The 25293-nt window shown below is 41.7% G+C and carries 25 protein-coding genes; 6 read left to right on the top strand and 19 right to left on the bottom strand.

All coding sequences use genetic code 11. The annotated features are described in order from the left end of the window. Positions 1–34: 34 nt before the first annotated feature. The 3 genes from NSS65_RS09725 to xylA all read right to left on the bottom strand — a co-directional run bounded on the left by NSS65_RS09725 (position 35) and on the right by xylA (position 3678). Positions 35–718 (bottom strand): glycoside hydrolase family 11 protein, encoded by a 684-nt coding sequence (locus NSS65_RS09725; RefSeq protein ID WP_024422656.1) that lies wholly within the window; start codon positions 716–718, stop codon positions 35–37. 87 nt (positions 719–805) lie between these two features. Continuing rightward, entirely contained in the window at positions 806–2305 is a 1500-nt protein-coding gene (gene xylB, locus NSS65_RS09730; protein ID WP_144496152.1) for a xylulokinase, read from the bottom strand. 35 nt (positions 2306–2340) lie between these two features. Further along, the gene (gene xylA, locus NSS65_RS09735; RefSeq protein WP_024428359.1) at positions 2341–3678 is read right to left on the bottom strand and encodes a xylose isomerase; all 1338 of its coding nucleotides are present in this window, start codon (positions 3676–3678) and stop codon (positions 2341–2343) included. A gap of 210 nt (positions 3679–3888) precedes the next feature. Between xylA and NSS65_RS09740 the strand changes: the two genes are divergently transcribed. After that, a complete protein-coding gene (locus tag NSS65_RS09740) occupies positions 3889–5049 on the top strand; it encodes an ROK family transcriptional regulator (protein WP_111926563.1) in 1161 nt (386 codons plus the stop codon). Positions 5050–5095: 46 nt separating this feature from the next. Here NSS65_RS09740 and NSS65_RS09745 read toward each other — a convergent pair whose 3' ends face one another. The 3 genes from NSS65_RS09745 to csaA form a co-directional block, all read right to left on the bottom strand. Then, complete coding sequence (locus NSS65_RS09745) at positions 5096–6703, bottom strand: glycoside hydrolase family 43 protein (RefSeq protein WP_111926561.1); 1608 nt, start codon at positions 6701–6703, stop codon at positions 5096–5098. Between the two features lie 24 nt (positions 6704–6727). After that, on the bottom strand, positions 6728–8119 hold the full coding sequence (locus NSS65_RS09750; protein WP_046311424.1) for an MFS transporter: 1392 nt from the start codon (positions 8117–8119) through the stop codon (positions 6728–6730). Between the two features lie 513 nt (positions 8120–8632). Then, the gene (gene csaA / locus NSS65_RS09755; protein ID WP_034280640.1) at positions 8633–8965 is read right to left on the bottom strand and encodes a chaperone CsaA; all 333 of its coding nucleotides are present in this window, start codon (positions 8963–8965) and stop codon (positions 8633–8635) included. A 244-nt stretch (positions 8966–9209) separates the two neighbouring features. Between csaA and NSS65_RS09760 the strand changes: the two genes are divergently transcribed. After that, a complete protein-coding gene (locus NSS65_RS09760; protein WP_024422662.1) occupies positions 9210–9689 on the top strand; it encodes a hypothetical protein in 480 nt (159 codons plus the stop codon). On the opposite strand, the gene NSS65_RS09765 is transcribed toward NSS65_RS09760, so the two are convergent. From NSS65_RS09765 to NSS65_RS09795, 7 genes are all read right to left on the bottom strand, one after another. After that, positions 9686–11311: a YndJ family protein gene (locus NSS65_RS09765; protein WP_111926597.1), complete on the bottom strand. Its 1626-nt coding sequence runs from the start codon at positions 11309–11311 to the stop codon at positions 9686–9688. The two genes, NSS65_RS09760 and NSS65_RS09765, sit on opposite strands and share 4 nt — an antisense overlap. Continuing rightward, positions 11304–11912 carry a DUF4166 domain-containing protein gene (locus NSS65_RS09770; protein WP_034280637.1) on the bottom strand — a complete coding sequence of 203 codons (609 nt, stop codon included), beginning with the start codon at positions 11910–11912 and terminating at the stop codon, positions 11304–11306. Before NSS65_RS09770 ends, NSS65_RS09765 begins: the two co-directional genes overlap by 8 nt. Beyond that, complete coding sequence (locus NSS65_RS09775) at positions 11875–12756, bottom strand: hypothetical protein (protein WP_111926559.1); 882 nt, start codon at positions 12754–12756, stop codon at positions 11875–11877. The genes NSS65_RS09770 and NSS65_RS09775 overlap by 38 nt, the downstream gene beginning before the upstream one ends. Positions 12757–12905: 149 nt before the next feature. Continuing rightward, positions 12906–13478, bottom strand: a complete 573-nt coding sequence (locus NSS65_RS09780) for a TetR/AcrR family transcriptional regulator (RefSeq protein ID WP_041117675.1) — start codon at positions 13476–13478, stop codon at positions 12906–12908. 3 nt (positions 13479–13481) lie between these two features. After that, the gene (locus NSS65_RS09785) at positions 13482–14201 is read right to left on the bottom strand and encodes an MBL fold metallo-hydrolase (protein WP_034280629.1); all 720 of its coding nucleotides are present in this window, start codon (positions 14199–14201) and stop codon (positions 13482–13484) included. A 36-nt stretch (positions 14202–14237) separates the two neighbouring features. Next, entirely contained in the window at positions 14238–14711 is a 474-nt protein-coding gene (locus tag NSS65_RS09790) for a GyrI-like domain-containing protein (protein ID WP_070326576.1), read from the bottom strand. A 54-nt stretch (positions 14712–14765) separates the two neighbouring features. Then, positions 14766–15698 carry a YafY family protein gene (locus tag NSS65_RS09795; RefSeq protein ID WP_326134788.1) on the bottom strand — a complete coding sequence of 311 codons (933 nt, stop codon included), beginning with the start codon at positions 15696–15698 and terminating at the stop codon, positions 14766–14768. Between the two features lie 117 nt (positions 15699–15815). On the opposite strand from NSS65_RS09795, the gene NSS65_RS09800 reads away from it, so the two are divergent. Further along, positions 15816–16340, top strand: coding sequence for a hypothetical protein (locus NSS65_RS09800; RefSeq protein ID WP_034280620.1), 525 nt, complete (start codon positions 15816–15818; stop codon positions 16338–16340). 31 nt (positions 16341–16371) lie between these two features. Here the strand turns inward: NSS65_RS09800 and czrA are convergent, their stop codons facing one another. Further along, entirely contained in the window at positions 16372–16701 is a 330-nt protein-coding gene (czrA, locus tag NSS65_RS09805) for a Zn(II)-responsive metalloregulatory transcriptional repressor CzrA (protein WP_024422670.1), read from the bottom strand. Between the two features lie 186 nt (positions 16702–16887). Between czrA and NSS65_RS09810 the strand changes: the two genes are divergently transcribed. Both NSS65_RS09810 and NSS65_RS09815 read left to right on the top strand, forming a co-directional pair. Beyond that, on the top strand, positions 16888–18213 hold the full coding sequence (locus tag NSS65_RS09810) for an APC family permease (RefSeq protein WP_065214736.1): 1326 nt from the start codon (positions 16888–16890) through the stop codon (positions 18211–18213). A 97-nt stretch (positions 18214–18310) separates the two neighbouring features. Beyond that, the gene (locus NSS65_RS09815) at positions 18311–18973 is read left to right on the top strand and encodes a lysozyme family protein (RefSeq protein ID WP_039179260.1); all 663 of its coding nucleotides are present in this window, start codon (positions 18311–18313) and stop codon (positions 18971–18973) included. Between the two features lie 233 nt (positions 18974–19206). On the opposite strand, the gene prpB is transcribed toward NSS65_RS09815, so the two are convergent. The 4 genes from prpB to NSS65_RS09835 all read right to left on the bottom strand — a co-directional run bounded on the left by prpB (position 19207) and on the right by NSS65_RS09835 (position 23426). After that, a complete protein-coding gene (prpB, locus tag NSS65_RS09820) occupies positions 19207–20124 on the bottom strand; it encodes a methylisocitrate lyase (protein ID WP_034280612.1) in 918 nt (305 codons plus the stop codon). Between the two features lie 12 nt (positions 20125–20136). Beyond that, a complete protein-coding gene (locus tag NSS65_RS09825) occupies positions 20137–21573 on the bottom strand; it encodes a bifunctional 2-methylcitrate dehydratase/aconitate hydratase (protein WP_144496156.1) in 1437 nt (478 codons plus the stop codon). 2 nt (positions 21574–21575) lie between these two features. Then, positions 21576–22718, bottom strand: a complete 1143-nt coding sequence (gene mmgD / locus NSS65_RS09830; protein WP_061109246.1) for a citrate synthase — start codon at positions 22716–22718, stop codon at positions 21576–21578. A 168-nt stretch (positions 22719–22886) separates the two neighbouring features. Beyond that, positions 22887–23426, bottom strand: coding sequence for a DUF420 domain-containing protein (locus tag NSS65_RS09835; RefSeq protein WP_024422676.1), 540 nt, complete (start codon positions 23424–23426; stop codon positions 22887–22889). 198 nt (positions 23427–23624) lie between these two features. Between NSS65_RS09835 and NSS65_RS09840 the strand changes: the two genes are divergently transcribed. Continuing rightward, positions 23625–24137: a GNAT family N-acetyltransferase gene (locus NSS65_RS09840; RefSeq protein ID WP_029708157.1), complete on the top strand. Its 513-nt coding sequence runs from the start codon at positions 23625–23627 to the stop codon at positions 24135–24137. A gap of 154 nt (positions 24138–24291) precedes the next feature. Here the strand turns inward: NSS65_RS09840 and NSS65_RS09845 are convergent, their stop codons facing one another. Beyond that, on the bottom strand, positions 24292–25113 hold the full coding sequence (locus tag NSS65_RS09845; protein ID WP_024422678.1) for a 3D domain-containing protein: 822 nt from the start codon (positions 25111–25113) through the stop codon (positions 24292–24294). Between the last annotated feature and the right edge of the window lie 180 nt (positions 25114–25293).

A 25293-nucleotide genomic window follows, 5' to 3' on the forward strand; every position in this document is an offset into this window, starting at 1 on the left:
CCAGCCGTTTTTTGCTGGCTTTTTTCATATGCTTTTATCGAATCATCAGCTGATTCGTCATGACATTCGCACTTCCGTTGCTTCGGTAGCCTTCTACAGTTAATGCTGTTTCATACATTTTTCCCATTGGCATGCCTAAGCTTTCCCATTTTTTAAAATGCTCACTGACGGAAACAGTTCCGCTTGTGCGTTTTGTTTGACGTACACTCCAATATTGTTTGAAGGTAGCGTCTCCAATGATAGAAGGCTGATTGACACGGAGCGTTTCATATATGTCATATGTGCCTCCATCGGCATAAAATGATCCTTTATACGTTCCTGTTGGACGATATGTGCCCCATGACTCAACAATGTAGTATTCAGCTAATGGAGATTGTGTCCAGCCATAGACACATAAATAGGAATTCCCGCCCGGGTTAAAGGCTGCGTTGTAGTTGATGGAGATGTTGCCAAGTTGATGATGAGTTTTAGTGGAATCAAACTTCTTTCCTTTTCGAAATAAGGCATTTCCAATATTGTTCCAGCTTGCACTAAATGCCCCGCCGTTATTGAGTGTCATCGAGGTATTTCCGTAATCCTTCCATAATTCAAAATCGTATCCGCTGTGTGTCCCTATCCTATTATCATAAATCGTTTCCGCATGAGCTGGCACAGCCGTCAGTGTCAGCACAAATCCAATACACATCACAAACAACAGCCTCAATCTTTTCAAATTCATTTTCCATCCCTCTCCTTTTTTCATCCGTATTGTTCTGTCATCCCTAAGGTGAAAAACCCATCACCTCCTTTCATGCAGCCTTCTCAGTTAGATGGAACGATACTGCTTTAGCCCGGCATGGATGTCTTTTGTTTGTGTATAAATCCTTTGATACAAATGAAATAGATCGGCATATACTTCTGCGTGCGGCTGATTTGGCTCATAAACAGCAGCTTGATGGATCAACTGATGTGCACATACTTCAAGTGACGGATACCATTCGCAGCCAACTGCGGCAAGCATCGCTGCACCTAAAGCGGGCCCTTGTTCATTGTCTAACTGGATGACTTCAGCCTGAAAAATGTCTGCTTGCATTTGAAGCCATGTCCGGCTTCTCGCACCGCCGCCAATAGATACAATAGAATCTATGTTTTTTCCTGCCTGCCGGAATAATGCGATAGATTCATTTAGCGAAAAGGTAATTCCCTCTAAAACAGCTCTGACAACATGTGCCCTTTCATGCCTGCTGTCTAATCCAATCAAGCTGCCGCGAATGATCGAATCCGCATGAGGTGTTCTTTCCCCAACTAAATAGGGTGTAAAGAGCAATCCTTTCGCTCCTGGTGCAACATGAGCCGCACCTTCTAAAAGTGACTGAAACGATTCCTCAGGAGCCAGTAAGTGTTTTGCCCAGTTCAGGCTATATCCTGCTGAAAGGGTGACACCCATTGTGTAAAAAGCGCCTTTTTTTGCATGATGAAACAAATGCAAATTCCCTTGAAGCTCCCTTTCATGATCCTCTTCATAGGAAAGAATGACCCCAGATGTGCCGATACTGCATAACGTGCGGTCAGAGGACAAGATGCCAGCACCAATTGCTCCGCAGGCATTATCTGCCCCGCCGGCAAAAACCTTTGCGCCTTCTTTCATCCCAACTTCACGTGCAATGTGCGGCAAAAGTGTACCAACCTCTGCCTCTGATGTGACAAGCGGCGGGCAAATGTGAGGAGAAATATCAAATGCCTGACAAATCTCCTCACTCCACGTCTGTTCACCGATATTTAACAGCAAGGTGCCAGCCGCATCAGAATAATCCATATGGACTGCGCCTGTTAAACGAAATCTGACATAATCTTTTGGGAGTAAAAACATGTCGATTTGCTGATCAATATGTGGTTCATGTTCCTTTACCCATAATAATTTTGGCAGTGTGAATCCTTCTAACGCCTGGTTTTTTGTGATCTTTTGCAGCCGGTCTCCCAGCTTTTTGGTCATGTGCGTACATTGTGCTGTCGTTCGTGTATCATTCCATAAAATTGCAGGGCGGAGCACTTCGCGAGATTCATTTAATAGAACTAATCCATGCATCTGGCCGGAAAAGCTGATGCCTTCAACTCGTCTTGAATGAACAGGCTGCTTTGCCATCAGTTCTTTCATCGTAGCCATTGTCTGCTTTACCCAATCCTCGGGGTGCTGCTCACAATATCCAGGCTTCTCTTGAATGAGGCGGTACGGCTTAGATGATTCGCAGCACACCCTCCCGCTCTCATCCACTAATATCGCCTTGACCCCGCTTGTTCCCAGATCAATTCCCATCACATATTTCATGTTTACACTCCTTCAAAACAGGTCAACCCCTTCAATTAATCTTCTAACAAGTATTGATTTAAACGGGCTTTCAGCTGTTCCTCTCTTCCCGATTCGTTTCTGATCAAAGGATGTTTCAGCGCATATTCTTCTAATGTATGAAAGTTTGCCTTTCCTTCTGAAATATCACGTCCAATTCCTTCAGAAAAGCTGCGATACCGGTGCTTTATAACATCTTCAAACACACGGTCTTCTATGAGTCTATGAGCGACCCGCAGTCCTTTTGCGAATGCATCCATCCCGGCAATATGGGCATATAAAATATCTTCAAGTTCAAAGGAAGCTCTTCTCACTTTTGCATCAAAATTAAGGCCGCCAGACCCTAGACCGCCATTTTGCAGAATTTCATACATGGCAAGAGTTGTGGCATACAGATCGGTTGGAAATTCATCTGTATCCCACCCAAGAAGCGAATTTCCTTGGTTTGCATCAACAGAACCGAGCAGCCCATGAATTCTTGCGACACGTAATTCATGCTCAAACGTATGGCCGGCCAGTGTCGCATGATTGGCCTCGATATTTAATTTGAAATGGGAATCTAATCCGTATTGTTTTAAAAAGGCGATGGATGTCGCTGCATCTGTGTCGTATTGATGAGTGGTTGGTTCCTTTGGTTTTGGTTCGATTAAAAATTGGCCAGTGTACCCAATTTCTTTTGCATAATCAACAGCCATATGCAAGAAAGCCGCCATGTGATCAAGCTCTCTTTTCATATCTGTATTGAGCAGCGTATCGTACCCTTCTCGTCCACCCCAGAAAACATAATTTTCTGCACCGAGTTCTTTGGCGGTTTCAATGCCTTTTTTGACCTGTGCGGCCGCATAGGCAAAGACATCTGCATGACAAGATGTCGCAGCACCGTGTACAAATCTAGGATGCTTGAACATATTGGCCGTGTTCCACAGCAGCTTTACTCCGCTTTGCTTCATGTATTCTTTCATTCTTTCTAAAATGATGTCTAATTGTTGATTGGTCTCTTGAAGCGTCTCCCCCTCTGGCGCGATGTCACGATCATGGAATGAAAAATACGGAACATCCAATAGGTCAAAAAGCTGAAAGGCGACTTCCAATCTAGCTTTTGCTAAATCCATTCCGCTATAAGAGTCCCACGCTCTTTGCATCGTGCCAGTTCCAAACATGTCTGTTCCATCAGCAGTTAATGTATGCCAATAAGCGACTGAAAAACGCAGGTGGTCTTTCATTGTTTTTCCGCCAATCACTTCGCTTGGATTATAGTATTGAAAGGCGAGTGGATTTTTTGATTGTTTTCCTTCATATTGAATTTTGCCAATTCCTTCTAAGCTGTATAACGTTTTCATATTTGATTTGGTCATGCTTCATTCCTCCTGAGTACACTTTGTAAGTTGATTCAACAAACTAATGATCAATCTATGAAAAAATCACATTGAATTTTCCATATTTTTTAGTTTTTTAAAAATATTTTCGTTATAATAAAGTTAAAATCATTTATCTTACTAAATACATGCTGAAAAAAGCAGCTCTTCTCAACTTAATCTAAAGACGAAACAAATGGAGTGGATAACGTGGATATCGCTGATCAGAACTTTGTAAAAAAAATAAATCAAAAACTATTATTAAAAGAAATTCTCCAGCATGCGCCCATTTCGAGAGCAAAATTATCTGAACGCACTGGATTAAATAAATCGACTGTTTCTTCTCAAGTAAGTACGTTAATGAAAGAACATCTTGTCTATGAAATCGGTCAAGGTGAGTCTAGCGGCGGGAGAAGACCGGTTTTACTAATGTTTAATAAACGTGCTGGCTGCTCCATCGGAATCGATGTCGGCGTTGATTATGTCAATGGCATATTAACTGACCTTGAAGGGTCCATTCTTTACGAAGAGCAGATCAAGCTCCCACCCAGCTCTCCTGAGGTCACAATACGTAAATTAATTGAATTAATACAGCAGCTCATCTCACGAATGCCCTCTTCCCCATACGGGCTCATTGGCATTGGCCTATGCATACATGGTTTAGTGGATGCAGGTGAACAAATCGTGTTTACGCCTCATTCCAAATGGAAAAATGTTGATCTGAAAACCACGCTGCAAGAGACATTCCAAGTACCGATCTTCATTGAAAATGAAGCAAATGCCGGTGCATATGGTGAAAAAATCTTTGGTGCCGCTAAACATTATGACCATTTGATCTATGCAAGCATCGGCACTGGCATCGGGATCGGAATCATCATCGATCATCATTTATACAGAGGGGCGTACGGCTTTTCTGGTGAAATGGGACATATGACAATCGATTTTAACGGACCGACATGCAGCTGCGGGAACCGTGGATGCTGGGAATTGTATGCTTCTGAGAAAGCCTTGTTTCAGTCTCTTCAAACAGATGATCAGCACATCTCCCATCAAGACCTGGAACAGCTGGCCAAGTTAAATGATATGAAAACGCTCAATGCCCTGCGCAACTTTGGCTTTTACCTTGGTGTCGGTCTCACAAACGTCCTGCATACCTTTAACCCGCAAGCCATTATTTTAAGAAACAAAGTGATCGAATCACATCAGGCGGTTCTACATGTGATTGAGGAGGAGGTATCCTCGCGAATGGATACGCAATTCAGCTCACATGTAGAGCTGCTCCCTTCATCATTAGGACACAATGCGCCAGTATTGGGGATGACATCTCTTGTCATAGAAGCTTTTCTGCAAGATGCCACCCTCACAACATGACCTATTTGTTTTTCAAAAAGAGACAGCTCGTAGCGAGTTGTCTTTCTTATTCGTCTGTTTCCTCATAGCGAAAATAGTGAAAATCAGCAGGAAGACGCTCGCCGCTCGTATCTTGGCACTGCATACCGACAAATGCCCCTGTAAAAAACCCCCCGCCTCGAATAAAATCATCGGATAAATGGATGGATTCAAGCGGTACATCAATTTCCTTCCACTCTTTCTGATCAAATGAATAAGAATATTTATATGTCTCTTTCCGAACGGTCACTTTTAAATAGACATAAGTGACCTCGTCAGGAATGATGATTTTATGTGCCAATGGCTGAGAAAAGGCAAGGTTTTCACAGACAGATAGTTCAAGCGTGCGGCCAAGTTCCTCATCATATGTCACCTGGAGTGCTGTCCAGTTTTCCGTATTATAATAATTCACAAGACCAGCTGATTGCTGAAAGTTTTCTGGGAAGAACGAAACAGCTGTCTCTGCTTCAAAATAAAAGCTTTGCCAGCGTCTTGCAACAAATGCTTGGGTAAACTTAGACGTTAAAGATTCGCGGCCGAATAACCTTAAATGCTGAGGTTTCTCCGTTAACGAACCAATCTGATCGGTAAACGGAATTCTTAATGTTTGGAAGTGTCTATTTAGTGTTGATTCTCTAAATTCATCGACTGTATGATAGGTTGGTGCAAAAACCTTTTCTTCGATCTTTGGCGCTTCAACCTCAAGCGTCCCCTCCTTTCCGCCTACAACATAAGGCCAGCCATCCTTCCATTCAAGCTTTTGTAACGCTGTTTCTCTTCCTAAAGGACACCAACCTCTCTGTTGAAAAATAGATTCCTTGTTTGATTGAATCGGACGGCCAGTGAGATGAGCGAGATACCATTCATTTGTATGCGTTTGAACGATTGAAGCATGCCCGCATTTTTGAAGCGGATGTTCAGGCGCGTGGAAGGCACTTAAGATCGGGTTATCAGGATGAACCTCATAAGGCCCTTCAATATGCGAGGAACGGGCGATCGTTGCTGCATGCTCATACCTGGTACCTCCTTCTGCCGTTAATAAATAGTAGTAGTCACCGATATGATACAGATGCGGCGCTTCTGTCAGTTTAATCGGTGTGCCTTTAAAAATGACCTTCCTTCGACCGATGAGCTTCTTTTCAGCCACACTATATTCCTGCAAGGCAATACCTGCAAAGGAATGATGCTTTTCTCTATGGTCCCACAGCATATTTAAGACGTATTTCTTCCCGCTTTGATCATGGAATAAAGATGGATCAAAGCCGGAGCTGTTGAGCCGGATCGGTTCACTCCAATCGCCGTCCACTTCGCTTGCCGTGACCAAATAATTATGACCGTCTTTAAATGGACCATCCACTACTTTGATATCTGAATAAATAAGCCAAAACTGCCCATCCGCATAGCTTAAGCACGGCGCCCATACTCCGCCAGAATCAGGATTTCCCTTCATATCCAGCTGCGACGTTTTTTGCAAAGGACGCGCAGCAAGGCGCCAATGGACGAGATCCTTCGAATGATAAATTTGTACCCCTGGGAACCATTCAAATGTAGAGACGGCCATATAATAATCTTCTCCAACACGGCAAATACTTGGATCGGGGTTAAACCCTTTGAGCACTGGATTGGTAATCTTCATTGAACTTCCTCCTCTTTCAGAGACCTACATTTTAAAATCGTCCATATGATCGAGATACACTTTGTCTCTATTCTCAAGCTCCCGTACGACTTTTTTATGTTTTTCTTCATCTAGGTTATAAAAATTAATATCCACCATCGCTAAAATCAGTAAGCATACAGGAATCACCGTTGTCGTGATTAAAATGCCCAGTAAAGCTTCTGGTGTTTGCATTTGGTTGGCAACATAGCCAAAGCGATCGAGTACAAGCCCTGGCACAATCCCGCCTAATGCCATCCCAAATTTAAAGAAAAATCCGATGATGGCATAGATGAGCCCGCCCATTCTTTTTCCTGTTTTATATTCGCCATATTCAACGGTTTCAGGAATGAGCGCCCACATGTAAGCACCGGCTGTAATACTTCCTGCAGCTGCGACAAGCCTGAAAACAAGTATTAAAGTGACTTGACTCGGCGGTATCACAAGTAATGCAAGAAGACCTACAATATTCAGCAATAATGAATAATTCAGCAGCTTTTTCTTTCCTAACAGCTTGTGCAGTTTTGGAATAAACGGCAGCACCATTAATGCTGGCAGACTGCCAATGAGTCCGTACCATTTCACTAAATCTTCTCTGCCAAGGTTATACGTCACATAATAGATCCCAACAGAGTTACTGATCGAATTCACGCCAAAAATAATAATAAAGAAAATGCTTAATACAACAAGCGGACGATTGACACGTAACTGCACAAAGATATCACTGAACTTAATTTTTTCCTCCGGCTTTTGAAGCGTGACACGTTCATTCGTGCTTTTAAAACAGAAAATAAGTAATGCACCGCCAAGAACGCCGAGAAAAGCCATCGTCATCTGCCAGCCGAGGGCTGTATTTCCTGTTTTATCACTCAAAAAAGTCGCAAGAAAAGGAACAAAAAAAGCAACAACTAGACCTCCGAGATTAGCAAAAAGCATACGAACAGACGTAATACTGACAACCTCTTGGTTATTTCTTGTCATTGCTGATGTTAAAGCACCATAAGGAACATTGATGAATGTGTATGTAAGCGATAAACCAACATACGTGATGTAGGCATAAACGAGTTTACCCATTTCAGAAAGATCAGGTGTTGTAAAGCAAAGGATAGCAAGTACTACAAAAGGAAACGCACCGAATAACAAGTAAGGTCTGAACCTGCCAAAACGGCTGTTCGTTCGATCCACCAATGCACCAATAAACGGATCTGCAAGCGCATCAATGGCGCGGACAACTAAAAACATCGTCCCTGCCGCCGCCGCTGATAAACCATACACATCTGTATAAAAAAATAATAGATACGTAGAGACAGTTGCATAAATTAAGTTACATGCGAAATCTCCTGAAGCATATCCCACTTTTTCAGACATACGAATCTTTTTTAAATTCTCACTTACCATGAGCTTTCTCCCTTCTTCTCTTAGCCTCTTCTAACGAACAGATGATGGAGGGCAGCAGCAGTCAATGCGAAGAATATAAAGCGCTTTCAATTTGTTGTAAAAATGAAGCTGAACATCTGATCTTTCAGCTTAGCCCACATACGCAGCAAATGATTTGAATGACGGAATCATCCCCTTTAATAGTCGGATCATCACTTGGAATTCATCTTAGTTTATCGACTAAACAAACTAAGATGAATTCATTTTATAAAATCTGATCTGACTTTTCAATATTTTTTGAAAAAATAATCCAAATAATTGATTTCTTGTCATTTTTCCAACTGAAATGACGTGAAAAACTGAAGTGAATCATTTAATGGTTGCAATTCAGCTCATCCCATGCTATATTTATCAAGCGATGAGCTGAATTGTGTAAGTCGGGTAACATGTCTCCTTGAGACACACACGAATGTGGCGTGTGGTTATTCCGCCTCAATACGCAAAAGACATCTTCTCAGGAAGATGTCTTTTTTCTTATCCTATTTTTGTTCCATTTTCAACAGGCTCATCTGTGGCTAGTAAAACCACGTCTTCTTTTGACGGCATGCCCCCTAAGACAAGCACTTCTGATTTGAACCCTGCAATTCTTCTTGGCGGAAAATTGACGACTGCTACGATTTGTCTGCCAGTGAGATTCTCAGCCGTATAACGTTTTGTCAGCTGAGCACTGGATTGCTTTAAACCAATCTCTTCACCAAAATCAATCTTGAGTTTCAATGCAGGAACTCTTGCCTCTGCAAAGAATTCTGCTTCAATGATCGTCCCAACACGAATATCTAACGCCAAAAACTGTTCAATATCTGCCATCTGTTTCTCTCCTCTTCTTTCAAGGGTAAGTTCATTTACTAGAGTCATCTATTGTTTTTTCATTGTAGCACATTCATTTCGTAAAAAAGTGAGTCAAAAAGCCGATTCACGGCAAAAACCACCCTTTAGTTTACATAATATTTTTATCGTCGTGTATTAAATGTTTGCATCCTGAAAATGAATTCAGTAAAATGGCAAATAATCCTACTGCTTCCTCCCAAATATATTGGGGAGGGGTTAACACTTGTTTACATTATCAGATATGTGGACATTTTGCTGGTCGTTTTTCGTCATTCTTCCTATCGTTGCCATCTTGCATCAGCTTGGCCATATTATGGTCGCATGGATGTTTGGCGCAAAGGTTTCTTTTGCTCTTGGCAGAGGCAAAAAAGTATTGAAAATAGGTGTTGTGGAAATTAGACGAATCTATTTTCTAGATGCATTTTGCCATTATGAAGAAATGAGGAAAAATAACCGATTCTCGCACATTCTTGTCTACCTAGGCGGATCATTATGCAACCTGCTCAGTGTTCTCATACTGAATACAATGATCGCCAATGATATCCTGCCAGAACATCAATTTTTCTATCAATTTGCTTACTTCTCAGTCTACTATGTATTTTTTGCACTGCTGCCAGTCCAGTATGCAGATCATCATCCGAGTGATGGGCAAGCAATTGTGAACATCATTCGGCACGGTGAACCATGTGACATCATTGATTAACAGGATGGCTTCCCGCTGTCAATTTGATAATGAATCGTTAAAAAGGGAATACCGAATAGCTTCATTTGATGAACCGCTGTGAGACTTTTATCTGTCTCCGGCTTCATATGAAAGCTTTCTTCCATTGGCAGTTTCATGGTGATAAAAGGTGTATGCAAATACAACCCTTCGTCACCGGTACTGCCTTTTGGACATGCACTTTTTAATAGAAAATCTTCTCTTTCATTAAAAGGTTTTAAAATAGCGGTCATCTGAGAATATGGAAGCGGCAGCGCAATATTCATATAGCCCGCAGCTGCATCGTGATGATGAGCATAAAGCGCAAAAAAGACCTGCTCCCCTTTTTCGTTGTGACGAATCCACGCCCTGACATCCTTTCGCTCTTCTTTAGGATGTTGAAATGCAGTCAGACGCCCCTTCATTTCATACGGCTTACGAGATGTTCCCAAATAGAGCTGCCCTAGTTTCTTAAAAATGGGCTGAAGTAAAAAAACAAACGGCCTCACCCACCAATGAAAACAGACTGCTGCTTTTAACGTAAACGCCATCGGATTCTCATAAAACCTTCGAATCACAGGTGACACCCTTTCAGCTGAAAATGTCGTTCCATTTAAATCATCAAGTGAATTGACTAAACCTAGGTTCTCTCGATCACCCATTCTTTCCTTTTGAAAAGAGATCAAATGAAAACGGCCATGCACTTTTGATATCGGAAAGTGCTTCTGCTTCAATTGATCCTTTGGCCCTTCGATCAGCCATCCAATCAAACCTGGTAAAATAACAAAAAAGGCATTAATACTGCCATGAAACCAAATCATCTGATCAATGCTGATGTAGGTCACGCGCATGAGCATGCCAGCGGAATAAAGAAGAGATAGCACGATTGTTCCCATTAAGACGCAGCTAGAAAACACAATCAGCACTTTTGCCACAGTCGATCGAAACCTTGTTTTCATACAAAGAATGCCGTACAAGTAGAGGGCAATGACATATAGCGTGACGCTGAACGTATCAAATAGACGGGAAAAGCTAATCCCAACAGCGATCATCACAGGCGACAGCAAAATCACCCATCCTGCCGCTTTGTATAAAGCTGTCTCTTTTTCTCGCTGCCTCCCTAATAATCCATAGAAAAGCGGGATAAAAAAAGCCGAGTAATGAAAATGAATAGCGGTCAAAAGCACAATGATTGGTGAAAAGGTCATTACCTGTATATCTGCCGTGTACAGCCAAAACCAAAGCCCTCCTAAAGCGAGATACATCCATGCTCCACCCGTCATCAATTCATGAAGCGGAAAGATTCCCCTTTTCAGCAAACGAGTACAGCCATATAACGCCAAAAGAATCGTATACAAAAACCATCCCGATGCAAACAAGGCAGAATGATAGATGAATGCAGCCGTTGCACAAAGAGCAGCTAATGGAAAGGCTTTCATTAAAAAGCCGAGCAGTATCCCCGGCTTACTCTCCCTCTCTGCCTTCACAAAAAAGGCTAAAACTGCAGGAAGGAAAAACAGAATGGCTATCAGTACAAATAACTCTGCTAACGGACCTGTCATTAAACGGGTGGTGATAAACCAGCACATGAAGACGAGGCTTGATATCAAATGCCATTTATTCATCATGAGACATCACCCTTTCAGTAAACCGGCCTTTATATGTAAAAAGGGTCCCAAACAGTCGATTTTTCACATGCACATCAATGGTATACTCACCCGCGTGCTCGTCGTAGCCTTCTGTCACATCTGACACACCGTAAAGCCATGAAGGCAGCGGCCACTCACGTCCTAACATCAACAGCTTCTGCCGGCCGGATTGAATGTGAAGGAACCCATGCTTTGTTACTGTAAAATGAAGCTCTGACATAAGAAGTCTAGGTTTTCCAAAATAGTCTAGTACTTTATGACTCTTCTGATCAATGATCATATCTGCATCAAAGTGACGTTCCTTCTTTGGGAAATAAAACGTACGGAACCAGTGCATGCCTTCCTCTCCCTTATTTGTCATAAAGGGTTTATTGACAATTCGGAAGGGAATGTTTTTTCCTCTCTCAGGGAAAAAACAGCGAAAGAGTGGACCAATTTTGAAGAAAAATCGAATGAGCCTCGTTCCGCCGCCTATTTCCTCCATAGTGCCTTCAGCGGTAAACGCACGGTTGTATCTCTCTTTTAATTTTGGATGAAGCTTATCGTAATCCTTTACTTGATGACGATGAACGACCATGTCTACCTCCCCTTTTTCGTTTGATCGAGAATACGTCTATACAATCTTTTAAATTAATCATTCCTGCAATGGATAGGATCAAAAATGCACTCATCACAAGCGGCTCATGGAGTGTCGTTTGGGGGGAGAGGATCCCGATACAAAGCATCAGCAGCAGAAACACACTTTGAAGAATGAACAAATATTTCTTTGATAGCTTAGGTATCAGCCATGATACGCCTATAAGGGCATAAAACAACCGAAATCCGGTGCTATGATCAAAAGCAGAATGTGAAAAAGGAATAACCGCTTGGCATAGCCAGACGATGGCAAACAGCAAACAAATTCCATGATGGGCAAGTGTTCTCTCCAGTAACAACCGAGGGTGCGTACCCTTTTCAAGCCACGTCTTTAGTGCGCCAAAACTAAAGGCCGTCATAAGCCCCATCATCGGGCGAAAAAGAAATCGATCTGCCCACGCCCATCCTTTTCCTTCTTTCGGTTCATAATCAAATTGCGTTTGAAACACAATATGATCGTTTGTTTTCACATATTTCCAATAGCCGCCGCCTTCTTTGATAAAAGACAACGGGTGTGACGATTTGAATTTAAGTGAGGATGACCTTTCATTTCGTTCATCCATCATTCTAGTTCGATATGCTCCAGTCCCTGTGACACTTACACCAAATCCAAGATGCTTTTCATACAAAAAGGTTTGGGGCTGTTCATCTTGAGGTCCATTTAATGAAATGGTTGAAAAACGCAAATCCCACTGTTCATGAAGCTTTGGATTTTGCGTATATTCCCATACTTTCTCTAAAGGTGCATGAATGGTTGTTTCCACATAAACAGGCTTTCTTTTCATCTGCCTCTACTCCTCTATGTGAATTATTTCACATAATAAGCATACCATGTTTCACAAAACTGTCAAATCTTTATTCGTTTTCTCTCAAAAAAATGGTTCCAGAAGGATGCTTCTCTATGATATCGGTTCACTGTAAAAAAAAAGACCTGTCAAATAGACAGATCTTCTTTTTGCAATACACCTGTGATATAGAGCCGAACTGCATAACTCACACTTTCTTCAAGCTGTTCTTTTCGTTGGAATCCCTTTTTATTAGAAATATCACCGAAGCCGTGCAGTAAGCTTCTCAGTCCTCTGACGACATGTGTCATTTCCTCTTCCTTTACACCAAAGCGTGACATGATGGTTTGGACAAACTGAACAAGGCGCTCTGCTGCAATACGTACTTCTTTTTCGTTCATATGTGAAAAGGCAGCTTCATAAAGACCTGGGTGTTCTCGGACAAAGTGCACATATTGTCTGGCAAAGGCTAAAACAGCTTCTCCTTTTTCCAGCCCCTCTGTGACTTGCATCCCTTCCTCACAAAGCATGGAGAGCCCTTTTACTGCGAGTGCTGCCTGAATCTCATGAAGGCCGGATACATGATTATAAAGAGAAGGCGGCCTGATATTCAGTCTTTTAGACAATGTAGCAATAGTCAAAGCGGAGAAGCCCTCTTCATCAACAAATGCAGCCGCTGTATCCATAATTTTTTCTTGTGTAATTCCCATTCTTGGAGACACGGTTTACTGCCCTCCTTTTTTTAGCTGGTGCTGTCTTTTTTTAACGGCAGCTTGAAGCTTTTCATGAGGCTCTATGATAAGGTCACCATGTCCTGCAGCAAGACAGGATATGCGCAATGTCAGTAACTTTTCAGCGCTTTTTAGTGCGGTTTCTGCATCCCATGTGGCAAAAGCCGGGAACGGGAAGCTCCACCGAAACTCACCCGTAACCGATAAGCCGCCTTTAGTCACAAGTGCATCCCCTGCAATGACAACTCCTGACCTTTCATCGTATAAAGAAATGCTGCCAGGTGTATGCCCTGGTGTTGCAATCACTTTAAGCGGCCCAATCTCATCTCCTTCTTCAACAAGCACATCTGGTTTTGTATAAATATTTTTCATAAAACTGCCTTTGATTTTTTGCTGAGGTTCATCAGGGAGCAAGGTAAAGTCACCTTCAAAAAGGCGTGCATCACGTTTTGATAAATAGACAACTGCCTCTGGAAAAGCCTTCTTCACCTCATCTAATGCGCCGATATGATCCATATGGCTATGAGTGAGAATAATCTTATGAATTGGTTTGTTCTTTTTACGGGCAAATTCGATGATCGAGTTCGCCGCCATTTTTAAAGCAGCATCAATTAAGATGAGTCCTTCCTCTTCCTCAAAGACATAGCAATTTACCGGAAATAATCGCGGCATCAATGTAAGCTGGTGCAGACGGTCAAAAGTTGTTAATCTCATGATTGCCCTCCTAAAACTAATATCGTTAGTTTTATATTAACTAATGGTATTAGTTTTAGCAATCATTTTTTCATCAATCGCAATGTAAATATCAACTTGCGCTTCTTTTGGATCAATAGATCTTTCATCATACCATTCAAAATCACCTGTATAAGTGCGGTATTGACGCTGATCCCACGTCCAAATCTTGTGCCATGTTTCAAGCACGACCTCTTCAATCGGTCCTTTTCTTGTTTGAAATCTTGCGTAGGTGGACGCAGGAATCTCTTTTACATGTTCGATCTGCTGATCCGCGAACTCTCCAGCTGTAAATAAATAAGAACCATGTTCATCTTTTTCATAATCTGAATACAGCCCTATGACTGGAGCTTGTCCCCCATGTAGCTGCTGCGCAAAAAAATCCTGCCAAAGCGGTGCAATCTTCCGCTCTTTTGTTTTCTCTATTTCATTTGTTGTTCGAACAGACAACCCTTTGATCCATTGTTTCTCTAATGTGACGATATCGTACATACATTCTCATCTCCTTTTCTCCCATCATATAAAAAGAAACCTGACAACAGTATGTCAAGTTCCTAATCGCTTCATAAATTGTTTTAATTGGAGATCAAATGCTTCCTTGATGTGCTGCGGTGAAAGAATGTCGGCGTCCGGTCCTAAATGGAATAGGAAACTGTGCAGCCAATCATCTTGCGGCACAGTCAATGCTGCTAGATAGGTTCCGTCTGAACATATGATCAATTCGTTCTCATCCACCCATTCCTTCACTTTGCCAACTGATGCTTCCGTTAACCTAAGCGTGAGCGTTGTGACTGAAGGTTCTTCATGCCAAGAGTCATTCCAAGGCTTCTCTTCGTTTTTGATTCTTTTCGGCCTGAAATATGCTGAAATGGTGATGAGGTCTGTCATTCTGGTCAGCTTGAATAGACGAAAATCATGTTTCACACAACAAAACGCATACAAGTACCAATGCCTTCCTTTTAAGACAAGCGTATAAGGCTCCACTTTCCGAGGAAGTGTTTCACCTTTTGCGTTGCGATAAGTGAATTGAATGAATTGATGCGCGGAAGCAGCTGTATGGATCAGCTGAAGCTTCTTTTCTGCCTGGCTGTCTTTCCCCCAAGAGCTTAAATCAATAAAGACATGGTGCTGTTTCTCGCTTTCATCGCTTTTTGGCGGAATGAGAGATTTGATTTTTTTCAATACATGTTCGCTTTCTTTAAAGGAGTATGCACTCGTCATGCTTTCAAGGGCTGTTAAAATCAGCTCAATGTCATCATCGGTAAATAATTTTTTCTCTAAACGATAGTCGTCAACAAGTGAAATGCCTCCACCTGCTCCTTGGGTTGTCACAACAGGGATTCCCGCTTGATTGATGGTCTCAATATCACGATAAATCGTCCTCACACTCACTTCGTGAAGTTCAGCGAGGTCCTTCGCTTGTACTTGCTTTTTGCTAATGAGCAGCATCACAATAGACAAAATACGATCAATTTTCATGACTTTTCCTCTTTTTCATAAATGTAGGTTTTGATTTGATAAAAAAAGAAAGAATGGTAAAGATAAGGAACAGCCAGCATCGTTTACATCCCTGCACATGCAGGAGGAGGTTGCATCATGACACATCACGTGTGGCAGTTATTCATCATTGGGAGCATTATGCTGATCTGCATCATCTTTCGAATGAACCGAATGAGACGCTATCAGCTTGTGCGCCCGATCAGTCTTTTGATGAGAATGTATGTATTTGGACTCACTGCCCTTATTCTCTTATTAGAAGGCTGGCAAAATCACAGCATTTTCATCTACGCCGCTATTGGTATGCTCTTTGGAAGCAGTCTGGCCGTTCATGCCTATGAGACGATCCGCATGAAAGAAGAAAATGGCCGTCTTTATGTGAAAACGAGTAAATGGATTGAAAGCTTCATTTTATGCTTATTTTTATCTCGACTTAGTTTTAAGCTGGGTGAGCTGACGAACCATTCGCTCACAAAGATTGGTGTCGTTGAACTGTATCAGCATATTGTGAGTGATGATGCCATGACCATGCTCAGCTTTTTTCTGTTAGCTGCTTACTATGTTGTTTTTTCTTATCAAATGATGAAAGCAGGTAAACGAGTAGCACATACGCATCATGCGTAAAAACCTTCCTATATGAGTAGGAAGGTTTTTATTAGTCATGCTGCGCATGATGAATCATTTGTTCAAGCACTTCCATCACATGCTGATCTTCAGGGCTGTAAAAAATCGATGTCCCTGCTCGTCTAGATTTCACGAGACGAAGGTTTTTTAAAAAACGCAGCTGATGAGAAACAGTTGATTGCATGAGATTCAGCGTTTCTGCGATATCATTTACCGAGTATTCACCTTGAGACAGCAGGTGCAGAATACGAATACGTGTCGGATCAGATAAGGCTTTAAACGTTTGGGAGACAAGAAATAAACTTTCTTCATCCAGCTCCATCCGTTCCTGTTCTTGATTTGTATTCAGTTCTTCCTTCATTTCGCTTCACCTTTCTTGTTAGTCAAATCACGACTTATTCTATGTATCATCATATACTAAAACGTCCGGCGTGCAAAGCGGGCACACTTTAGAAAAAAGATTTATTCAAATAGCATTGACACTTGGTAGCATTCTTTTTAAAATGAGCATTATTTATTCATTTTTTTAGAGGAGCTGATAGGCAAATTGACTGAAGAGCCAAGACTAAAACGCAGCCTGACTGTCTTTCCACTTGTTGTGATCGGGCTTGCTTATATGGATCCACTTGTCGTATTTGATTCATACGGCATTGTTGCTCAGCTGACGAAAGGACACGTCGCTGCAGCTTATATATTTACGTTACTTGCATTACTATTGACAGCGCTTAGCTATGGGAATATGGTGAAGGCTTTTCCAAAAGCAGGATCTGCTTATACATATGCGCAAAAAAGTATTCATCCTCATGTCGGCTTCCTTGTGGGCTGGACACTTTTACTGGATTATTTATTTCTGCCTATGGTGAATTTTGCGATCGGAAGTGCTTATTTAACCGCAGCCTTTCCTGATGTACCTCATTACATTTGGATCATCATACTTGCTATCGCCATAACGACTGTCAATGTAATCGGTATTCGGCTTACAGCCAACATTACGGCGCTATTTGTGACGTTTCAGGTCATTGTCGCCGTCACCTTTGTTGGTTTTGTTATTTATGGGCTCACACAAAACACTGGCAGTGGAGAGTTATTGTCAGCCCGGCCTTTTTATTCAGCGAGCTTAGATCCAGCGCTTATTTTTTCAGGAGCGACCATTTTATGTTTCTCCTTTCTAGGATTTGATGCCATTTCGACGATGTCTGAGGAAACCATTAAACCAAAAAAGACGATTCCGCTTGCCATTTTCTTAACAGTTGCGATTGGAGGCGTACTGTTTACTTTGACGTCTTATTTTTTGCAGCAGGTGTTTCCAAATTTTCAGCAGTTCAAACATCCTGATGCAGCCTCACTTGAAATTGCAGAATTTGTGGGCGGCGCATTTCTCCACTCGTTCTTTTTAGCCGGCACAATGGTGGCTGTCATTTCTTCCTCCTTATCGTCACATGCGAGTGCAGCAAGGCTTTTATATGCAATGGGAAGAGATCAATCGTTACCGAAGCGTTTCTTCGGGTATATTCATCCGAGATTAAAAACCCCTGTTTTTAATATTTTGTTAATCGGAGCTTTCTCCTTAACCGCAGTCGTTGGCGAACTTGAAGTCATTTATTCCTTTATCAGCTTCGGCGCGTTAATTGGATTTACCTTTGTGAATTTGTCTGTTTTTGCGTACTTTTACGTCAGACAAAAACAAAGAGGTGTGCTGAATACATTGAGATATGCAGTGATCCCTCTATGCGGGACGGCGTTTTGTCTTTGGCTGTTAACGAGCATCAGCACAAATGCATTAATCATTGGCATGATATGGCTGATTATCGGTTTTGTTTATTTCTGCTTCAGGCTGAAAACACGACCTGAATTTACGTTTGGATATGATTGATTATAAGGTTTTCACTTGGTATCCTGCACAGGATATGGCATAATAAAAAGGCTGTACTTCCCTTTTAAAAGCGGGGCAAAACAGGGGTGAACTGACCTTGAAAAAGAAAAAAACAGGATGTTTTGCCATTTCAGGCTGTTTCACGATTTTTCTCTTTGTTTTCGTATTAGCAGCCATTGCCATCTCCTTTAATCAAAAGGAGTTAAAAAAGCTGCCGATTGATACGGAATCAATTGTTTTGTCGAGATTGGATGATTACAAACCGCTTGTAGAAACAGAGTTAAGAGATCAAGATTTAGATCAGTATACCGCGTTAATCCTCGGTATGATGTATCAAGAATCAAAAGGCAGAGGCGGAGATCCAATGCAGTCCTCTGAATCTCTTGGTTTGAAACGAAATGAAATCAATGACCCTCAGAAAAGCATTAAACAAGGAGTCCATCATTTTTCGACTATGTACAAGCATGGGAAGAAAAAAGGCGTTGATTTGGAAACCATTATTCAAAGCTATAACATGGGAATCGGCTATATTGATTTTGTTGCAAAAAACGGGGGAAAACATTCCGAGAAACTGGCAAAGCAATACTCCAAAAAGCAAGTGAAACGAAACCCCAAAGTCTATACGTGCGGCGGCAACAAAGATAACTTCCGCTATCCGTATTGCTACGGTGATTTCACTTACGCTGAAAAAGTAAAAGAAAAAACGAAAACAGTTGAAGAAAAGATGAAATTGGCTTCTTCATCCACACCATCATCGTAAAAAAGCACTTCCGTCAAGGAAGTGTTTCAGATTGTTGTCAAAGTGCTAAAATAATCTTTATTTTAGCCCTTTGTCTTTTTTCAGCGTGATAGAAAACCTTTGCAGCCCTAGGAAGGACGAGCACTGGCGCGGAGCGAATTTGACATTCGTGAGCACCAGCGCGCAGGACTGACAACGAATGCGAGGGTTTGTCTACACGCTGAAGCACTTCCGTAAAGGAAGTGCTTTTCATTTTATCGCTGCTCTTTCCCAATTTCCGGGAGGATCGTTTTTGCTAAATGCTGGTCCATTTCCTCATATTCATCATAATGAATCGTTTCATACAGCTCTTTCCTCGTTTGCATATCCCCAAGTATCCCCTGCTGCGTTCCCTTTTCCATGATTTCTGTAAATAAACGCTCATACGCTTTTGCAGCGACTCTAAGTGATGACACAGGGTAAATGACCATTTGAAAGCCAAACATAGAAAATTCGTCTGCATGATAATAAGGGGTCTTGCCAAACTCCGTCATGTTTGCAAGGAGCGGCCCTTTAATATTACTTGACGCATGCGTGAAGTCCTCCGCTGTGATGAGTGCCTCAGGAAAAATAGCGTCAGCTCCTGCTTCTACGTAAAGATTGGCCCGGCGGATAACATCCTCCATTCCATTTACGGACTTTGCATCGGTTCTCGCAATGACCAATAGCGTTGGTGCCGCTTGTTTGATGGCTTTGATTTTTGCGACCATTTCTTCTACTGGAACGAGTGATTTCCCGTTTAAATGCCCGCATTTTTTCGGCATTTGCTGATCTTCAATTTGAACAGCTGCCACTTTGCTCTCAACCATTTCTTTTGCCGCTCTTGCTGCATTTAAAACACCGCCATAACCTGTGTCCATATCGACCAAAAGCGGCAGCTGAGAAGCTCGAATCATCTCCTTCGCTTTTTCAGCCATTTCTGTTGAATGGATCATGCCGAGATCAGGCAGTCCTTTGCTGGCACAAAAAGCGGCACCTGATAAATAGAGCCCTTGAAAGCCCATTTTTTTCGCATAGAGCGCAGACATTCCATCGTGAACGCCTGGAATTTGAAATAAAGCTGATTTGTTCATTTGTTCTTTAAAGGCTGCGGCTAAATCAGCCTGACTTCTTTCTTCATTCACGATCCACACGCTAGCTCCCCCTTATATGACGAATAAGTCCATAAATGTTGGTACTGTTGTTGTTTTTAATTGATTTGGATTTTGGCAGAGTGACACAATTTGATCCACTTGTTTTTGTGGAAATCTTGTCTTTAAATGATAGACCCATTTCTTTTCAAGCAGCGGAATGCCTTCCTGTCTTCTTCTGCGATGACCAAGCGGGTATTCAATTTCAATTCGGTCTGTCATCGTCCCGTCTTTAAAGAAAATTTGTACACAGTTTGCAATCGATCTCTTTTTCGGATCTAAATAATCCTCTGTGTAACGTTTATCCTCTTTCACAATCATTCGATCACGAAGACGATCAATGGCTGGATTTTGCGCCGTTTCTTCTTCATAATGGTCAGCTGTTAGTTCACCATAGATCAGTCCAATGGCTGTAATATACTGCAAGCAATGATCACGGTCTGCCGGATTATAAAGCGGCCCTTTCTTATCAATAATCCGAATCGCTGACTCATGTGTCGTAATCTCTACCCGGTCAATTTCATCTAAACGATCTTTTACAGCGTCATGCAGCATCACAGCCGCCTCTGCAGCTGTCTGTGCATGAAACTCAGCAGGATAAGCAATTTTGAAAAGAACATTTTCTATGACGTATGATCCAAGGGGCTGGGCGAGCGTAAGTGGTTTTCCTTTCATAAGAACATCTTCAAAGCCCCACTTCTCTGCACTGAGGGGCGTTTGATAACCCATTTCTCCTTTACGTGTCATCATTGCCAGTCTCACTCCGCGGCTTGTTGCGTCCCCTGCTGCCCATGATTTCCTCGATCCTGTGTTTGGGGCGTGGCGATACGTCCTAAGGGGGGAATTATCAACAAACGCTTGTGATAAAACATGCTGGACCTCTTCCTTTGTTCCGCCAAGCATTGCACACACAACTGCACTTGTTGCCACTTTGACAAATAACACATGGTCCAATCCATTTCGATTTAGACAATTTTCTAAAGCGAGCACACCTTGAATTTCATGTGCCTTGACGATTGCATGCAGTACGTCATTCATTGTTAGCGGCTCTTCTCCGTTTGCAAGGCGTGTTCTGCTGATATAATCACTTACAGCTAATATTCCGCCTAAGTTATCTGACGGATGACCCCACTCCTGTGCAAGCCACGTATCGTTATAATCTAACCAGCGGATCATACAGCCAATATCAAAAGCCGCTTGAACAGGATCTAGCACAAACGAAGTGCCTGGAACTCTTGCTCCGTTAGGCACAACAGTTCCAGGTACGATAGGTCCAAGGTGCTTCGTACATTCTGGAAAATTGAGCGCCAGCATTCCGCACCCGAGCGTGTCTATGAGCACATACCGCGCGGTTTCAATGGCCTCTTTGCTCGTAATTTCTCCGTCTACTGCATAGGCTGCGATTTCTTCTAATAGCTGATCTGTTTGGTTGGCGACTGCTGTTTTGTTCATGTTCATTCCCCCGTTTTTCCATCATCATTTGAAACCTTTAATCCTCTTGGCCCTAAATACCGGACTCTCGGTCTAAAAATGCGATTATGCAAATGCTGTTCAATCACATGTGCGGCTAATCCGCTAGCTCTTGCAGCAAAGAAAATGGGTGTATAAAGTGAAATAGGAATTCCGAGCACGTAATAAATCGGTGCAGCATAATAATCAAGATTTGGATAAAGGTTTTTCTGCTCTTTCATGTATGCCTCTCCTGCTACACACATGTCATATAGCGTTGTATCTCCCTTTGATTCGGTAAGCGTTTTCAATGAACGTTTTAAAAGAGCGGCTCGCGGGTCCATTTTTCTCATGTATACTCTGTGGCCAAAGCCCATCATTTTTTCTTTTGCGGCTAATTTTCGTTCAATGAGCGCAAGAAATCCTTCTGTTGTTTTTCCTTCAAGAAGCATGTGCATGACAGCTTCATTTGCTCCTCCGTGGAGGTCACCTTTTAATGAAGAGATCGCTCCAGTAAAAGCACCATACATGTCAGAATGCGTGGATGCAATCACTCTAGCCGCAAATGTTGAATTCGGCAGCTCATGTTCGCTATATAATGTGAGTGTTTGGTCAAAAGCGGTAATTTCGTCTTGTGCCGGGGTGCGTCCTGTTAACATGGATAAAAAGTTTTCAGTGTAGGATTTGGTCTGATCTGGAGAAATAGCGGCGTCTTTTGTGAGAATATAATAGCTTCCAGCAACAATGGCCGGCAGCTGGCCTAGTAATCGAACTGCACGCCTTACTTGGCACGCTTCAGATCGATCATGTAATGCGTCATCATACCCTGCAAGAGCAGATAAGCACGTTCTCATCGCATCCATAGGGTGAGTGGTTTTTGGCAGATTCGTTAATATGGTTTGAATAGTTGGATGTAAGCTCGTTTGTGAGGATATATCTTGCTGAAATTGGTGATATTCCATCTGATCTGGTAATCTTCCATAAATAAGCAGATAGGCTGTTTCTAAATATGTCTTGTTTTGTGCCAGCTCAATGAGGTCGTACCCGCGAATCACAATTTCCTCTTGCTCCACATCTAAGTATGATATGGATGTTTCGCTTGCCACAATGTCTTCAAGCCCCGGTTTATACTGCAATTGTTCAGTCATCATATAACCCCCGTTTCGTCCAATTGTTGATCTCCAAACGAGCAAACGGCCAAAAATGATGTGAATCTATAGATGGGAAGATACCGTGCTAGTCGGATACCCAATTTCCATTCTATCCAAAGCACTTCATCTTGTAAATAAAAGAACGTATGTCCAGTTGGACATACGTTAGCTGTAATATGGAGAAATCATGATATAGACAATGACGCCAGTGAGACTAACATAGAGCCAAAGCGGCATCGTCCAGCGGGCAATTTTACGGTGACGCTCGACCTGCATCTGTGCGCCTCTAAATAGTGTAATCAGTGCAAGCGGTACAATAATAGCTGAGAGTACAATATGTGTAATCAAAATAAAGAAGTAAATCGGACGGATGATCCCTTCTCCTCCGAAGTGTGTATCAGCTGCCATTGAATGATATGTCACATAGGAAATTAAAAAGACAAGTGTTGTTGAAAATGCAGCAAAGATAAATCGTCTATGTGCTTTAATGTTCTTTTGTTTAATCATAATGAGTGCTGAAAGTAAGAAGATAAACGTAAAGCTGTTCATCACGGCATTCAGTAACGGCAGAAATGTAATATCCAGATGACTAAATTTATCTGTTTTTGGCATTAAAAATAATAAAGCGATTAATCCGTTTATGGCAATTGTTAAAATGACAACAATGCCGGTGAAATTTTTCGGTTTTTGATTCTGTTCGTTCATGTTTGAAAACCTCTCTTTATTAGTTCCGACTAAGAGTATGTTATTTAACTTTCTCTATAAAGTCAATGAATTCGCTGTCTTCGTCGAATTTTAGACAAACTTGCCGATTACTGGCGTTTTAACGGGTTGAAAGATTCATCCACTTCCTTTAAAATTGGAATTTATGTGATTTTTATCATTTCTTATATGAAAGGAGTAATGGACTTGTCAATCTTACAGGAAACACCCAAAGATGTGAAGGCGTTAGAGCAAGAATTACAGCAATTGCAGTTCCAAATGTATCGAATGCAAGAAAATATGAAAGATATTTCGAAAAAGGCAAAGATCATTGGCATTGATCAGGCGAAAGAAGATGAATGGATGATTGTCTCTGCCATTGAAAATGCTGATACATGTAAAATCATGCTGACCGATTGTGAAAAAGCTTTTCGCGGACAATCTGACTTTTCCTTAATTGCGGAATATCCTGAAGAAGGAAAGATTCATATTGCTGATATAAAAGGCCCTCCCGATAATGGGTACGGCTCAATCTGTATGAAGCATTTAAAAGAAATCGCAAGAGAGCAGAACATCCCAGTCATCACAGGTGACCTCGTCAAAAGAGATTGGAATCATGTGGACCGCTTGATTCATTTTTATGAAAAGCATCAATTTGATGTCCAAATCAATTGGAAAGAACAAAGCGGAGAAATTTATTGGGTGGACAGCTAACGACAAAAAACCAGTGTGTATGATGGAATATACGCTGGTTTTTGTCGAAAATGCAAATTTTTCTGAAAAATGTGTGTTTTTTTGACCAAAAAAAGGGTACAATAAAAGCATCAGGCCGCCACCTGATGCTTTCTTCCAAAAAAACAATAAGTTACTAGTTAAGTACTTTTACTTTGACTGATTTTACGCCCCAATTTTTTGCTTGGGATTTGCTTGGTACATGAACATCAATTTTGTTACCTTTAATTGCGCCGCCAGTATCTGCTGCGATGGCTTCACCGTAGCCTTCAACATAAACCTTACTTCCTAATGGAATGACATTAGGATCTACTGCAATCACTTTCGCATTTGGGTTTTTGTTTAAGTTTACCCCTGTTGCAGTGATACCTGAGATGCCACCATCATTTGCTGTATAAGCAGTAGCCGTTACAGTCATTTCTTTTTGTACACTTTGACTAGCAGAAGATGATTCTGCTTTAGCTGTTTCCTGTTTAGGAGCAGCTTTTTTCGGTGCTTCCTGTTTAGGAGCAGCTTTTTGTGTTGTTTGCTCTTTTTGGACAGGCTCCTGTTTTTGTACAGGCTCTGAGCTTACCGGAGCTGAGCTTTGACCAGCAACACTTAGTGTTGAACCAATCATAATTATATCTGAGTTTAAGTTATTCCAAGACTTAATATCGCTAATTGACACATTGAATTTTTGAGCGATTTTCCAGAGGCTGTCCCCCTTCTGGACTTTATACTGCTCCTGAGTTTTCTCTTTTGAAGAGATTGTCAATTTATCACCTACATAAATCATGTCTGTTGATAAATTGTTCCAACCCTTTAGGTCCTTTAGAGACACATCATTTTTTTGAGAGATTCCCCAAAGTGTATCACCTTTCTTCACAGTGATTTCCTTTGCAGAAGCTTGCTGTGCTCCAAATGCTGTTGTAGAGATTGCTGCAACAGCAACCAAGGACATAATAGTCTTCTTCATAAAGTAAATCCTCCCTTGTTAGCTTTTTATGGCGGCTAACGAGTGCTATCGTAACATATGTAAATGTCAATTCAATAACAAAACGATATGTTTTAGATTACAGTTCCTTTACATGAAACATCTCTCTCCATTGGTAAATCAGACCACAAAACAGCTCGATTACCCGCCATATAAAGGTTT

It is taken from the genome of Bacillus sp. FSL K6-1006, assembly GCF_038593175.1.
In the GTDB taxonomy this organism is placed as follows: domain Bacteria; phylum Bacillota; class Bacilli; order Bacillales; family Bacillaceae; genus Bacillus; species Bacillus safensis.

Excerpts from the sequence above, each read along its gene's own strand:
- NSS65_RS09725 (WP_024422656.1), bottom strand. The coding sequence starts at position 718 with ATGAATTTGAAAAGATTGAGGCTGTTGTTTGTGATGTGTATTGGATTT.
- xylB (WP_144496152.1), bottom strand. The coding sequence starts at position 2,305 with ATGAAATATGTGATGGGAATTGATCTGGGAACAAGCGGGGTCAAGGCG.
- xylA (WP_024428359.1), bottom strand. The coding sequence starts at position 3,678 with ATGACCAAATCAAATATGAAAACGTTATACAGCTTAGAAGGAATTGGC.
- NSS65_RS09745 (WP_111926561.1), bottom strand. The coding sequence starts at position 6,703 with ATGAAGATTACCAATCCAGTGCTCAAAGGGTTTAACCCCGATCCAAGT.
- NSS65_RS09750 (WP_046311424.1), bottom strand. The coding sequence starts at position 8,119 with ATGGTAAGTGAGAATTTAAAAAAGATTCGTATGTCTGAAAAAGTGGGA.
- csaA (WP_034280640.1), bottom strand. The coding sequence starts at position 8,965 with ATGGCAGATATTGAACAGTTTTTGGCGTTAGATATTCGTGTTGGGACG.
- NSS65_RS09765 (WP_111926597.1), bottom strand. The coding sequence starts at position 11,311 with ATGAATAAATGGCATTTGATATCAAGCCTCGTCTTCATGTGCTGGTTT.
- NSS65_RS09770 (WP_034280637.1), bottom strand. The coding sequence starts at position 11,912 with ATGGTCGTTCATCGTCATCAAGTAAAGGATTACGATAAGCTTCATCCA.
- NSS65_RS09775 (WP_111926559.1), bottom strand. The coding sequence starts at position 12,756 with ATGAAAAGAAAGCCTGTTTATGTGGAAACAACCATTCATGCACCTTTA.
- NSS65_RS09785 (WP_034280629.1), bottom strand. The coding sequence starts at position 14,201 with ATGAGATTAACAACTTTTGACCGTCTGCACCAGCTTACATTGATGCCG.
- NSS65_RS09790 (WP_070326576.1), bottom strand. The coding sequence starts at position 14,711 with ATGTACGATATCGTCACATTAGAGAAACAATGGATCAAAGGGTTGTCT.
- NSS65_RS09795 (WP_326134788.1), bottom strand. The coding sequence starts at position 15,698 with ATGAAAATTGATCGTATTTTGTCTATTGTGATGCTGCTCATTAGCAAA.
- NSS65_RS09800 (WP_034280620.1), top strand. The coding sequence starts at position 15,816 with ATGACACATCACGTGTGGCAGTTATTCATCATTGGGAGCATTATGCTG.
- czrA (WP_024422670.1), bottom strand. The coding sequence starts at position 16,701 with ATGAAGGAAGAACTGAATACAAATCAAGAACAGGAACGGATGGAGCTG.
- NSS65_RS09825 (WP_144496156.1), bottom strand. The coding sequence starts at position 21,573 with ATGAACAAAACAGCAGTCGCCAACCAAACAGATCAGCTATTAGAAGAA.
- mmgD (WP_061109246.1), bottom strand. The coding sequence starts at position 22,718 with ATGACTGAACAATTGCAGTATAAACCGGGGCTTGAAGACATTGTGGCA.
- NSS65_RS09835 (WP_024422676.1), bottom strand. The coding sequence starts at position 23,426 with ATGAACGAACAGAATCAAAAACCGAAAAATTTCACCGGCATTGTTGTC.
- NSS65_RS09840 (WP_029708157.1), top strand. The coding sequence starts at position 23,625 with ATGGACTTGTCAATCTTACAGGAAACACCCAAAGATGTGAAGGCGTTA.
- NSS65_RS09845 (WP_024422678.1), bottom strand. The coding sequence starts at position 25,113 with ATGAAGAAGACTATTATGTCCTTGGTTGCTGTTGCAGCAATCTCTACA.